Raw genomic sequence first — 12,938 nt, 5'->3', positions numbered from 1 at the left:
TCGACTGCAGTGATCCGCGGGTGATCGACTTCTACAACCTGGTCGTCGATGCCCCGGCCGGCCGCACCGGCGCCGCCGGCCGGGTGGTGCCACCGGGCCCGGTGGTCGACGTCTGGACCCCCGGCGAGCCGGAACAGGGCAATCTCTACGTGCTGCTGCTCACCGGCGCCAACCTCGGTGGATCCACCGTCTCGAGCAGTGATCCGCGAGTGCGGGTCTTCGACGTCGAGAACTCCGACGAGGAAGTGCTCACCGGCCTGCTCGAGGTCGAGCCCGGCGCTCCCATCGGCACCATCGATCTCCTGATCGATGGCCGCCCGACCGGCCACGGCCAGGTCCCCAAGACCACCGTCTCTCTCGAGATCAAGGCGCCGGGAGGGGCCAGCAAACAGAGCGTCGACATGCGGCGCAATCCGAACCGGAAAGCCGGTGAGATCGACCCCGGCGGCCCGGGCCTCTTCCTGCAAGAGGGGTTCAGCCGCCAGAAGATCGAGGCCGCCCCGGAGGCCGCCTTCGGCTTCTGCCTCTCCCTCTACCGCTACCGGCGGCGCCAGCGCCAGAAGGTGCTGGCCTTCGACCCTACGACCCAGCAGCTGGTGCGCGGCGTCCTCGATGGCCTCGAGGTCGGCGATCGTATTCCGTTGCGCCTCGAGGTCTACTCCCTGTTCATGGAGCTCGAGTTCGAGATCTCCTTCGGCTGTCATTGGGACACCCACGGCTACGCCTGCATCACCGCCACCATCGGCTTCGAGGTACTCGGCCGCTACGGCCAGGTGGCCTCATTCCGAGGCTGCGTGATCGGAGGCTTCGGAGGTGGCTTCTCGTTCATTCAGGCCACCACCGGCGGCATCTTCGGCAGCGCCTCCTTCTTCACCAGCACCGGCGGTGGCGGTGGCGGCGGCAGCGGAACCTATCCCTGCCTCGAAGTCGCCCAGCAAAACCCCTTCCCCATCGGCGGCGCCTTCAACGGCGAAATCGAGGTCACCGACTGCTGCGACGGCGAGACCCCGATCTTCGCCAACGCCTCCGGCTCGACCTTCGGCGGCTGGCCCTTCGGCGGCGAGCTCAACCTCTCTCAGGACACGGTGGCCACGGCGGAGACGACGTGTCTCCCCACGATCACCGACCAGGAGCTCACGGTGGTGGCCTACATCGACGAGCCGAAGGCCCGGCAGGACCTGCAGCCGTTGCGCGACAAGGCCAACCTCAACCTGCGACTCAGTACCAGCAACTTCGCTTCCTGCGGAGGCCTGATGATCAAATACCTGAACGGATTCCCGGAATTTCTCGAAACCGACGACGACCGGCGCTACATCAACGCTTGGCTGACCGCCAACTCCGCCAACGACCGACCCGCCGACCAGATCGACAGTGACGACGTCCTGGATGAAGGCGACTACCGAGCCTTCGCCCGACTGCGCTACCGCCTGATCGGGGGTTCCAATTCCTCGGCGACCAGCGTCAGCTCGGCCGATACGGTCCTCGGAGACACGCCAGATCCCTGCGGCACCTTCATCAAGGCCGCCCCGGAAGCCCACCCGGCCAACGGAACCCTCGGTCGCTACGGCCTGAACCGTACCTATCTCCTGACCCAGGGCCGGTTGGGCCGCAAGGGCCAGGCGATCGACACCGCGATCAACGACTGCCCCACCAACATCTTCGGCCGATGCCAAGACTTTTCGGCTCGCATCGGTCAAACCACCCCGTGGATTTGGGCGCTTCCCGAGATCGACCACCAAGGTCAGCTCGATCCGGATCCGATTCGGCGGCAGATCTATCCGACCTACTTGATCTATCGCGATGGCCAACTCGTGGACGAGCACCTGCAAGTCAATCCCCAGGAATTCATCGACCTCGATGCCGACAACTCCTCACCGACCCTTCCCCAGTGATCGAAAGGTGGAACCGATGAGAGCAATTTTCCGAATCGTCCTCGCCCTGCCGATGATCTGGATCGTCCCAGCCCATGGCGACTCGAAGGAGCTGGACTCGACGGTCGCCAAAGCGGAAGCGCAGTTCACTCAATCGACCGTCGAGGAGGAACGCCAGGAGGCCGCCTATCTGCTGATTCGCAGTGGTCACGGCAGGGCCGAGCATGTCGACCTCCTGCTGCAAGCGGCGCAACGAGCGATCACCCGGGAGACACCTTTCCCCTTCACCGTCGATGAAGGCGGCGCAATCCAGGGACGCTCTCCATCGCAAGCATTCTTGACCTGGTGCGAAAGCCGGGATGAAGATCGTGATGCTCTGGCCAACGCCTACGTTTACGAAGACCCCGCCGACGTTCTCTTCCTCGCCCGCTCGGAGAGTGCCGAGGGTCTCACCACCCTGCGGGCCGGCCTCGAATCGGACAACCCGTGGATCGTCATGGTGAGCGCCGAAGGCCTGGCTCGCCAAGGAGACTCCCCGGATGCCATCGCTGCCAAGGCGCGTCAGGCTCTCCCGGAGTTTCGTCCCTTGATCGCCCGTGAGCTACTGCGGTTTCCCCAGGAATCCCATCAACGGACGGCCGCGGAGCTGATCGGCGACGCGGCGGCCGTCGATGCCTTCCGCCGGGCCCTCGCCCGCGAGGACGGAACGGACTCTTCGGAGGAAGCACCCTAGGGCGGAACTCGGCCGGTCCCGGGGGCGACGACTCAAACCGTCCCCGGGGCCGTCCTCTCCTTCTTGGAGCTTGCGATGAATCTCTTGATACACTCCTATTCACTCGCCCCATGGCTTGGCGGAGCGATATTCGTATCCTGGGGGCACCGCCAGCCGGCGAGGCTCTGCCATGGCTGCGCCTCCTGCCCCTCCCACCGAAACGCTCGATTCGAGCAACCAGCAGTCGAGCCCGGCTCTCGAACGCGGCACCACCATCGGTCGTTATGTGGTCCTGGCGCTGGCCGGCGAAGGCGCCCACGGGCGGGTCTACGCCGCCTGGGATCCCCAGCTCGACCGCAAAGTCGCCCTCAAGGTTCTGCGCTCGCCAGACAGCGATCGGGCGCGCCGGCGCCTGCTCCGCGAAGCCAAAGCGCTGGCGCAGCTCACCCATCCCAACGTTTTGCCGGTCTACGACGCCGGTTCCGAAGGCTCCCAGGTCTACCTCGCCACCGAGCTCGTCGAAGGCCTCAGCCTGAACGCCTGGCTCGCCGAGGGCCGGCGATCGCGGCGCCACATTCTGCAGGCCTTCCTCGCCGCCGGTCGCGGCCTGGCGGCGGCCCATCGCGAGGGCATCGTGCACGGTGATTTCAAACCCGGCAACGTCATGTTGGGCCACGATGGCCGGCCGCGAGTGGTCGACTTCGGCCTCGCCCGGCGTCGTCTCGAGAGCGAAGAGCCCCGGGGCCCAGGCCCCTCGCCGGGCACTCCGGCCTTTATGGCCCCGGAGCTCGTCGCCGGCGCCGGCGCCACCGCCTCGTCGGATCAATTCGCCGTCTGCGTCGCCCTCTGGCGCGCCCTCGGCGGCGCCCATCCGTTGGACGAACCGACCTCCCGGGAGGCCATCCCCAAACGCCTGCGCGCTCTCCTCGAGCGTGGCCTGCGCACCGATCCCCAGGAGCGCTGGCCGGATCTCGAGGCGCTGCTCGACGCCCTCGAAGAGGCGCCCCGCACCACTCGCTGGCTCGGCGCCGCTGGTGTCGGCCTTGGCCTCCTGGCCCTCGGCCTGGTGGCCGGCCAGCGCCAGTCCCGCGACCGCGATCTCTGCAGCGGTAGCCGCGCCATGGCCGATTCGGTGTGGTCCGCGAGCCAGCGCGCTGCCGTCCAGGAGCGCCTGGCGGCGCAGTCCTCGCCCGCCCTGGCGACAACCACCGGCAACGCCCTTGACCGGCGACTCGACTCCTGGGTCGAGCAGCGCACCGAGGCCTGCCGAGCAACCCACCAACGGGGTGAACAGTCGGCAGGCCTGCTCGATCTGCGCATGGCCTGCCTCGATCGTCGCCTGGCCGAAACGGCGGCCCTCGTCCGCCTGCTGGCGACCGCCGACCGGCCACTCGCCGATCGCGCTCCGCTGGCCATTTCGGGCCTTCCGCCGCTCGCCTCCTGCGCCGACAACGAGGCCCTCAACCGGCTGGTCATGCCGCAACCGCAACCCGATCAACAGGCCCCGATCGGCGAAGTCCGTCGGCTCCTCGCCGAAACCGTCGCCCACACCGAAGCCGGGCGCTGGGAGCGCGGCCTCGAGCTGGCGCGGCAGGCGGAGGACGCAGCGGCGGCGATCGGCTTTCGCCCGCTGAGCGCTGAAGCCCATCTGCGCCGCGGCATCCTCGAAGAGCTCCAAACCGAACCCGAAGCGGCCGAAGCCAGCCTGACCCGGGCGCTCTTCGCCGCCCAGGCGGGACGTGACGACCGCACCGCCGTCGAGGCCTTCACCCACCTGGCGCGGGTGGTCGGCTACCTGCGCTCGCAGCCCGATCGCGGCCTCACCATCGCCAGTGAAGGCAAAGCGCTGCTCGCCCTGATCGGCCAGCGACAGGCGCTCGCCGCCGAGCTGGCGGCGGTCGAGGGCGCCCTCTACAACCGACGTGGCGACCTCGGACGCGCCGTCGAGCTGCAGCAGCGCGCCCTCGAGCTGCAGACCGATCTCCATGGCGCGGACCACCCGAAGGTCGGCCGCAGCCTCGCGCGCTTGGCCAACGCCCGCGCTCGGCAGGGCGACGCCGAAGCAGCGGAAGCGCTCACCCGACAGGCCGCGGAGGTCTACCAGTCGAGCCTCGGCGCGGATCATCCGCGGCTCATCGCCTTGCTCACCAACCTGGGGAACTTCCGCTTCCAGGACGGCGACTACGACGCCGCCGAAAGCGTCTACCGGCGAGCCTTGGAGCTGTCGCTCCAGCATCACGGCGAAACCCACCCCAAAACCGCCGCCCTCCTCGCCTCCCGGGCCAATCTCGAGCTCACCCGGGGCCGAGCCGGCGACGCCCTGGAGAACTACCGCGAGGCCCTCGCGATCTATCGTCAGCGATTGGGCGAGGAGCATCCCATCTCCACCGCCATCCTCACCAACTTGGGCTCCGCCCACCTCGAGCTCGGGCAGTCCGAGCAAGCCCGGCGCGCCTACCGGCAAGCCCTCGAGATCACCACCGCCCGCGACGGCGAGGAGAGTCTCGAAGTCGCATCGCTGATCTACAACCTGGCCGAAGTCGACCGCCGCAACGGCCAGCCCGGCCGCGCCCTGCCGCAATACGACCGCGCCCTCGAGCTGTGGGCAGCCGCCGTTCCGGCCGACGATCCCCTCCTCGCTTACGCCCACACCGGCCGTGGCGAGGCCTTGATCGACCTCGGCCGACCGCGCCAGGCAATACCCCATCTGGAGCGGGCTCTCGAGCTCCGGCAGAAAGAGGGCGACAGCTCCCTGCGGGCCGACACCACCTGGGCCCTGGCCCGCGCCCTGCTCGAGACCGCCGGCCCGGCCAGCGAAGCCCAGGAGCTGTCACAAAGGGCACTCGACCTCTACCGTCCCGAGGATCCCCGTCGCCAAGAGCTGGCGGCGTGGCTCGAAACCTCCGGCTGGACTCCCGAAACCCCTGTCAACCCAACACCCGAGGAGATGCCATGAAGCTACGACCCGCACTTGCAGCCCCCCTCCTCAGTCTGCTCTTCACGCTACCCGGCCTCGCCGAGGGCAGGTTGCCCATACCGCTGCCGGAGCTGATCCCCATCGCCGGCGACTGGAATGGTGACGGCTACGACGAGATCGGCTGGCACCGCCCAGGCACGAGCCTGATCACCCTCTGCACTTGGTCGCTGACGGACGATCCGGAGCCGGCGCCGATCGCTCCCCTCTGTCAAGACCAATCCCTCGCCGCGATGCCGCAGCCGCAAATCCCGCTGGCCGGTGACTGGGAGGGCGATGGAATCGATGAGCCGGGCCTGTGGAATCCCAGCACGGGGGTCTTGACCCGCTTCCGCTTCGAGAACGGTCAGCTCGAACGCTGGGATCCGTTGAGCCTTCCCACGACCACCTCTCGAGACTGGCCCTTCGTCGGTGACTGGGACAGCGATGGCCGGGACGACCTCGGCCTCTACACGCCGGACACGGCCGGCTACGTTCTGCATTTCCTGGACCCGAGCAGCGATTTCGAGCCCATCCGCAGCACCTACGGCATTCCGGGGGCCGACTGGCGCCCGATCGCCGGAACCTGGGAGATCTCGGGAACGGACACCGACCGCCCGGCCTTTTATGACCCCTTGACCGCCACCTTCCACTTCCTCGGGAGCCTCTCGGGAGAGCTGCAGCCACCGGTGATTCGACAGATTCCGGAGGGTCCGGGCCTCTTCCCGCTGGCGGGAGCCTGGTGGTCCGGCCCCGACGCCATCGGAGTGTTCGACGCCGTCGACCGGAGGATCCGGCTCTATCCCTATGCGTTCATCCCGACCCAGCGACCGCTGATCACGGTGATCGTGCAGGATCCGGACGAGCGACCGGACCTGTCGAGCGACTAGCAAATCGCCCGACGAGCCGGAATCGGCAGTCGGTCTTGCGATTCCGGCTCGGCGAGATCAGTCTTCGCCGATGGGCACGCCCTTCAGGGCGACGTTCTGCCGACGCCACCGCGTCATGCGATCACTGCGATAGGGCTTGAAGTCCACCGGCAGACGACGCGTGACCACCATCTCCTCGGGGGTGTGGATCACCTCGATGGCGGCGAAGCTCACCCCCTGGCCTCGCACCTCGCGAGCGGTGGCGGCAAAGGTCGGGTCATGGGCGTCGCTCGGCCGCAGGGCCTTGGCCCCGGGCGCCTGGCAAACGAACAGCACCTCACCGCGCGCCTTCCAGGAGCGCAGGGCCGCCAGCTCCCGCAGGTGGCCAGCAGCGCGTTCGGAAACCGAATCCGGAAAGTAGGCGCGGCCGTCGGGATACAGCAAATGGCAGTTCTTGACCTCGAGGAAGATCTCCTTGCGACCGCGCTTGAGCCAGAAGTCGATGCGCGAGCGCTCGCCGTACTTCTTCTCCGGCCGCATTTCGTCCCACCCGGCCAGCCAAGGCAGGGCATGGGCTTCCAAGAGTTTCTTGACGATGCGGTTGGGCTCCGTCGTGTCGGCACCGAAGATCTTGCCGTCGACCTCGGCCAGCTCCCAGGTGAACTTGAGCTTGCGATCCGGGTTGGTGGCCCGCGACAGCCAGACTCGGATTCCCGGCCGGGCCAGACCTTCCATCGCCCCGGGGTTGACACAGTGGGCGGTGACGGTGCCCTCACCGGGCAGGGTCACATCGGCGAGGAAGCGCTTGTAGCGGCGTTCGAGAACGCCTTCGAGGAGGGGCTGGGAACGGGGGATGCGGAACGGCAGCATGGCCGGCGCATCAGAACAGATTTCGCGACAGTCGCAAAGGGCCTTCACGGCGGCGGCGGTGGGCCGCGCGACTCCCACCACCGCCGCCAGCAAGTCAGAGACCGCGGTGACTTCTAGCGTCCACGCCCACCGAGCTGTCCCTCCGTCATCATCGCTTCGAGGTTGGCGATGATCCGGATTTCTATTTGTTCCTCGTAGGCACGAACGAGATCCTGAGCCAAGGGCTGCTCGGCGTAGGGACTCGCCAAACCCTGGTGTTGCCGCTCGTTGGCATCCGCCCAGCGAGAGAACTCGTCCCCCCGGATACCCTGGCGCAACGGCAGCGCCGACACCAACCGACCGTAGCTCGACAAGGCGAAGTCGATTCCGGCGGTGTCGAAGCCCACATCGTGGGTCATCAAACCATCGAAGTATTGTTCCAATCGATCCGCCGCTTTTCCGATGTCTCCCGAGCGCTCCAGGTAAGTCGCAAGCTCGAGCACCAGGGCGGCGTGATGGGCCTTGATCCGGTCGTCCGGATGACGCATCCACTCGGGATGATCCGCGATCTTTGCGTAGACATCGACCAGGCGCTGATTCCGAATCTCCGCCGTGTACACGTCATCGATCTCTTGCTTGAAGTAAATCCAACCCATGCGCTCGAGGATCGCGATCTCGAGATCTGTGCCCTGGAGAGGCCTGGCATGGGACTCGAGACGGAGCACCGCGGGCTCGGCGCCCCCACGACCAAAATTGGCCACCGCCATCACTTCGAACAGGTCGCCATAGAGACGCATTTGGTGGTAGCGGGTCATCTCACCGGTCTTGCGGACCTCGGCCATGTAGGCAACGACCGCCTTCATGCGCGTGACCAGGCCGCGCCCCAGCTCGTTGAGTCGTTCGACGTCGGCTTCGCCGCTTTCGGCTTCCATCCGGTAGGTCTCGTCAAAGAACCGCGTCAGCTCGATCATCTGAGATGGCTGATGGCTGCTGAGGAAGGGCACGACGGGCTCTTCGGGCCCTCGACCCGCAGCCGAAATCGAGATCAGGGCTAGAACCGAGACACCCAACATTTTGACCACACGACTCATGTTCAATTCCCCCCCAGCGAGATGCAGTCAGCGCCCGCATTAAAGGGAGTCAAGTGAAACGCCGGACTCGTGCCGCAGCTCAGACTCGCCTCCCAAACCTGATCGTAGAAGTTCTGCTCAAACGACCTGGCCTCCAACTTCCAGCCCCCTTGATGGGGCCTCCAAATGGAGAGATTTACGCTTCGCTTTCGAGGTCGCGCGCCGATTGCCACGATGGAGCCAGCGCCATACTGCGTCGTGCTCTTGAGGTTCTGACTCGTGCGCACCTTAAAGACTTCGCGCCTCAAGAATTCGGAGGCGGCGCCCAACTCACCGAATTGGGACAATGTCGCCGAAGCCGTGGCACTGAACTGGTTCGACGACTCATACTCCGAAGTGAACTCGGACTGGCGCTCGCTCTGGAAGGTGACGGTCGAGGTGCATCCCTTCGTCCACTGCGCGAGCGGAGTCCCAAACCAGGCATCCTGGTCCGAGATCTCCACACGGTTCACCGAACAGTCTTGCAGCGGTTCAATCTCGTAATACAGGCTGTCGTAGAAGGTCGTCTCGATTCGAACCTCGGGACCCGCAATCTCGAAAACCTCGTTGGTCGGCAAACACTTTGCCCGCAGATACGGTGTCATCCGGAACTGCACCCCGGAAGTAGGAAAGTTGGGCTGACCACCGTAGGTCGTTCGGTTCATCACCGTCCGCTCCGCCGCAGAGCCTGAGCTCGAGAGAGTCGAGGCGCGTTGATCAGTCCACCGCCCGTCAGGCTCGATCCCTGGGACGGACAGCTTCGAGAGCAGCGCTCCACGATCCCTCGTGTACTCAACCCATTGCTGGATAAAGCCGATGGCGTTCTCGCCGGTCCCATCGAAGGGTCCGTCCAGAATGTAGTCAAAGACCACCGACTCGCCCCACACCAACCGCTGCGGCGCTCCGCTTCCCGAGGCGAGCCGAAAATTCTCCAGTCTTGGCACTCGGTCGGAGCAAGGGTTGTCGTCCGGACCGCCGTCACTCCCTCCGCCGCCACCGTTGGGATCTTCACCGCCACCCCCTGGAGAATCGTGATCCGAGCTGTCCGGCGACTCCACCGTCGTATCGATATACCAGGGCTCTCCGTCATAGTCGGGAACCGGAGGCATCGGATTGACAACGGTCATGGTCTCGGTGATTCCAAACGGGATGTCGTCCTCGTCCTGAGGACCCTCCTGAGCCACCACCGGCAAGCTGCAGAGGGTCAGGGTCAAGATGATCGCAGTCCTCTTGATCAGCTGGGTCCTTTCCCCCGGCCCATGCCGGCCTGATCTATCTCCGCCATCATCGGGTGCAGACTTCTCTCGCTGCAACAACATCGTTCTCTCCTCCTTGCCGGGTGTGCGATGGCTCCTCGACGAATCTCGAGGAATCTTGGGAGGGTCGGCAAGCCGCCCCCCCAACGCACGCTCAAAATAAAGATGCTGGTCATCAGGATCGAGGGAATGCCATCCCATTGGTCAGAGGCTGCCCTGCGATCCCTTCCGTGTCCGTTGCTCAGCATGAGCTCGCGCAGTATCGGGCTCCCTCGACACCGCTTCCGCGAATCGCAAGGTGCGACCACATGTCGCAATCTGCGGTAAAACAAGGTCGTTGGCAGGACCGCCTGCTGTTCGGGTTGGGTAGACTGGCGAAGGAGCCATCCATGCCCTCTGCCGCCCTCATCTGGGGATCCACCGCCGCCGAACGGCGCTCGGCCTTCGGCTGCGATGAGCTGATCCCCGACGCTGGGCAGGAGATGTTTCGCGGCGTTTCGGCCGCGGCTCCGGCGGCGACCCTGTTCCGCTGGCTGTGCCAGCTACGCCACGATCCCTACAGCTATGACTGGATCGACAACTGGGGGCGGCGCAGCCCGAGTCGACTGACCCCCGGCTTGGAGCACCTGGAGGTCGGCCAGCGCTTCATGGGGATCTTCGAGCTGGTGTCCTTCGCAGCGGAAAGGGAGATCACCCTGCTGCTCACCAAGACCCGCCTGTTCGGCGACTTCGCCGTCAGCTACCGGGTCGATGCCGTGGACGACGGCCATAGTCGACTCGTGGCGAAGATTCGCGTCGCCTACCCGCGCGGCCTCTACGGCTGGTTGCTCGCCCGCACCTTGCCTTGGGGGGACCTGGTGATGATGCGCCGCCAGCTCCTCAACCTCGCCCGCCTGGCCGAAGGATCGCCGACCTGATGCCGCGGGTTTCCTTTTCGCCACCGCCGGTGTCGAAGAGGACATGGACACAGTTCTCGAGAGGATTCGCCGCAGCGACCCGCGCTACTTCCAGATCGCCGCCTTGTCGCTCCTCCTGCTGTGGGGCCTCACCGCCCTCGATCTCGAGGTGCGGCCAGGCAACGCGGCGCTGATCGTAGGCAGCGCTCTCGCGACCCAACTCTTCTTCACGCGCCGGCTGGCTTTGGCAGCCTTCGATCCGAAGAGCGCCCTGATCTCGTCACTCTCTCTCTGCCTGCTGTTGCGCACCTCTTCAGTGGCCCTCGCGGTGCTGGCAGCGGTGATCGCCATCGCCAGCAAGTTCCTCATTCGGCGCCGCGGCAAGCACGTCTTCAACCCCACGGCGTTCGCCCTGGTGGTGCTGCTACTCGCGACCCCGAGCGCGGTCTGGGTGTCGGCCGGGCAGTGGGGCTCGACCGCCCTGGCGGCCTTCGCCGTCGCCGGCCTCGGCAACCTGGTGATCCGCCGCACCACCCGGGCCGACATCACCTGGGCCTTTCTCGCGGCTCTTGGCGCCGCCCTCTTCGGACGCGCCCTCTGGCTCGGCGATCCCCTGACCATTCCGTGGCATCAAATGAGCCGTGGATCGCTCCTCATCTTCGCCTTCTTCATGATCTCGGACCCGCGAACGGCGCCCGATTCGCGCCCCGGGCGCATTCTCTTCGCAAGCCTGGTCGCGGCCAGCGCGGTGTTCGTCGAGCAGGCCCTCTACCACCCCAACGGCGCGCTCTACGCCCTCGTCTTCGGCGCTCCGCTGGTCCCCTTGATCGACCGTCTTCTTCCCGGCCAGCGGCATCGCTGGCCGGGCGCCGCCGCGGGCTCCTCGATGCGGCGGCAATTCTCACGACTACTTCCCCAGGAGGGCCCCATGCGCGCTTTCTCCAAGCTCACTCCCCTGCTCGTTTGCCTCGCTCTGGCGATTTCACTTCTCGCCGCTTCGCCGGCCTTCGCCTTCTGCGGCTTCTATGTCGCGCGCGCCGATACGAACCTTTACAACGAGGCCTCGCAGGTGGTGCTGGTGCGCGATGGCGACCGCACCGTGCTGACAATGGCCAACGACTACCAAGGCGATCCGCGGGAGTTCGCCATGGTGATCCCGGTGCCAACGCTGCTCGAGCGGGGGCAGATCCACGTCGCCGAGATGGCATTGATCGATCATCTCGACGCCTTCACGGCCCCGCGGCTGGTGGAGTACTTCGACGACGACCCCTGCGCCCGCGACCAGCGCCGCCGACTCTTCGCCCAGAGCGAGCTGCGCGAGGAAGGAGCCCGCATGGACGCACCGGCGGCCAAGCGCGCCAAGGCCCTCGGGGTCACCATCGAGGCCGAGTACACCGTCGGGGAGTACGACATTCTGATCCTGTCGGCAAAGGAGAGCCGCGGCCTGGTGACCTGGCTGAAGGAGAGCGGCTACCGGCTGCCGCCGGGGGCGGAACCGGTCGTCGGCTCCTACTTGCGTCAGAAGCAGCACTTCTTCGTCGCCAAGGTCAACCTCGAGGAGCAGAGCCGCCTCGGCGTCGAGAAGCTGCGTCCTCTGCAGGTGGCCTTCGAGAGCCCACGATTCATGCTGCCGATCCGCCTCGGCACGGTCAACGCGAGGGGCAAGCAAGAGCTCTTCGTCTACGCCCTGACCCGCAATGGCCGGGTGGAAACCACCAACTACCGCACCGTCAAGCTGCCGACGGGCAACGAGATCCCACCTTTCGTGAAGAGCGACTTCGGGCGCTTCTATCGCGACATGTTCCGCCAGCAGACCCTGGCCGAGAACGAGCGCGCCGTCTTCCTCGAGTATGCCTGGGACATGTCCTGGTGCGACCCCTGCGCCTCGCCCCCGTTGTCGCCTCAGGAGCTGCGCCAGCTCGGCGTCTTTTGGCTCGACGAGGGCGGCGGCACCTTCGTCACCCGCCTCCACCTGCGCTACGACCGCGAGCACTTCCCGGAGGATCTGCGCTTCCAGGTCACCGGCGACACCTCGACCTACCAGGGGCGCTATGTGCTCAGGCATCCCTGGCGCGGCACCACCACCTGCCAGGCCGCCGACAACTACCGTCGTGAGCTCGGGCGCCGCCAGCGAGTCGAAGCCGAAACCCTCGCCTCCCTCACCGGCTGGCGCCTCGATCAGATCCTCACCAAGAGCGACATCGAAGCCCTACCCGCGACCCAAGAAACGCCCTGGTGGCGCAAGCTCTGGGGGCGCTGACGCAGCTATGGCGTCTCTCCGACGATTGTCGGTGCAATCCTGCTAGCAGGCTGCTGGAAAAGTCCGCTTCGCGACTTTTCCAGCGCTGCTAGCTGTTTTTCCGAGAGGGGCTACGCGCCCCTGACTGCGCGTCCCGCTCCGGCCCAAGAAGCGCGGTTCTTGG

The 12,938-nt window shown here is 66.3% G+C and carries 9 protein-coding genes; 6 read left to right on the top strand and 3 right to left on the bottom strand.

What is annotated here, in order from left to right; all coding sequences use genetic code 11:
- From AAF604_07930 to AAF604_07915, 4 genes are all read left to right on the top strand, one after another.
- On the top strand, positions 1-1,892 hold a 1,892-nt coding region (locus AAF604_07930; GenBank protein MEM7049571.1), incomplete at its 5' end, for a hypothetical protein.
- Positions 1,893-1,908: 16 nt separating this feature from the next.
- The gene (locus tag AAF604_07925; GenBank protein MEM7049570.1) at positions 1,909-2,604 is read left to right on the top strand and encodes a hypothetical protein; all 696 of its coding nucleotides are present in this window, start codon (positions 1,909-1,911) and stop codon (positions 2,602-2,604) included.
- A gap of 169 nt (positions 2,605-2,773) precedes the next feature.
- Positions 2,774-5,539 carry a serine/threonine-protein kinase gene (locus AAF604_07920; protein MEM7049569.1) on the top strand — a complete coding sequence of 922 codons (2,766 nt, stop codon included), beginning with the start codon at positions 2,774-2,776 and terminating at the stop codon, positions 5,537-5,539.
- Positions 5,536-6,426 carry a hypothetical protein gene (locus tag AAF604_07915; protein MEM7049568.1) on the top strand — a complete coding sequence of 297 codons (891 nt, stop codon included), beginning with the start codon at positions 5,536-5,538 and terminating at the stop codon, positions 6,424-6,426. The genes AAF604_07920 and AAF604_07915 overlap by 4 nt, the downstream gene beginning before the upstream one ends.
- Positions 6,427-6,483: 57 nt before the next feature.
- On the opposite strand, the gene sfsA is transcribed toward AAF604_07915, so the two are convergent.
- The 3 genes from sfsA to AAF604_07900 all read right to left on the bottom strand — a co-directional run bounded on the left by sfsA (position 6,484) and on the right by AAF604_07900 (position 9,577).
- Complete coding sequence (gene sfsA, locus AAF604_07910; GenBank protein ID MEM7049567.1) at positions 6,484-7,353, bottom strand: DNA/RNA nuclease SfsA; 870 nt, start codon at positions 7,351-7,353, stop codon at positions 6,484-6,486.
- Positions 7,354-7,388: 35 nt separating this feature from the next.
- Positions 7,389-8,186, bottom strand: coding sequence for a hypothetical protein (locus AAF604_07905; GenBank protein ID MEM7049566.1), 798 nt, complete (start codon positions 8,184-8,186; stop codon positions 7,389-7,391).
- A gap of 161 nt (positions 8,187-8,347) precedes the next feature.
- Positions 8,348-9,577: a hypothetical protein gene (locus tag AAF604_07900; GenBank protein ID MEM7049565.1), complete on the bottom strand. Its 1,230-nt coding sequence runs from the start codon at positions 9,575-9,577 to the stop codon at positions 8,348-8,350.
- Between the two features lie 431 nt (positions 9,578-10,008).
- Between AAF604_07900 and AAF604_07895 the strand changes: the two genes are divergently transcribed.
- Together AAF604_07895 and AAF604_07890 are read left to right on the top strand one after the other, a co-directional pair.
- Positions 10,009-10,536 (top strand): hypothetical protein, encoded by a 528-nt coding sequence (locus AAF604_07895; GenBank protein MEM7049564.1) that lies wholly within the window; start codon positions 10,009-10,011, stop codon positions 10,534-10,536.
- 43 nt (positions 10,537-10,579) lie between these two features.
- Positions 10,580-12,775 (top strand): DUF2330 domain-containing protein, encoded by a 2,196-nt coding sequence (locus AAF604_07890; GenBank protein ID MEM7049563.1) that lies wholly within the window; start codon positions 10,580-10,582, stop codon positions 12,773-12,775.
- The last annotated feature ends 163 nt before the right edge of the window (positions 12,776-12,938 follow it).

This window comes from Acidobacteriota bacterium, from assembly GCA_039028635.1.
Classification (GTDB): domain Bacteria; phylum Acidobacteriota; class Thermoanaerobaculia; order Multivoradales; family JBCCEF01; genus JBCCEF01.
The sequence above is the reverse complement of the archived record's forward strand: the minus strand, read 5'-3'. Positions and strand labels throughout refer to the sequence as shown.

Coding starts and splice junctions, on each gene's coding strand:
- AAF604_07920 (MEM7049569.1), top strand. CDS start 2,774: ATGGCTGCGCCTCCTGCCCCTCCCACCGAAACGCTCGATTCGAGCAAC.
- AAF604_07890 (MEM7049563.1), top strand. CDS start 10,580: ATGGACACAGTTCTCGAGAGGATTCGCCGCAGCGACCCGCGCTACTTC.
- AAF604_07895 (MEM7049564.1), top strand. CDS start 10,009: ATGCCCTCTGCCGCCCTCATCTGGGGATCCACCGCCGCCGAACGGCGC.
- AAF604_07925 (MEM7049570.1), top strand. CDS start 1,909: ATGAGAGCAATTTTCCGAATCGTCCTCGCCCTGCCGATGATCTGGATC.
- AAF604_07915 (MEM7049568.1), top strand. CDS start 5,536: ATGAAGCTACGACCCGCACTTGCAGCCCCCCTCCTCAGTCTGCTCTTC.
- AAF604_07905 (MEM7049566.1), bottom strand. CDS start 8,186: ATGGAAGCCGAAAGCGGCGAAGCCGACGTCGAACGACTCAACGAGCTG.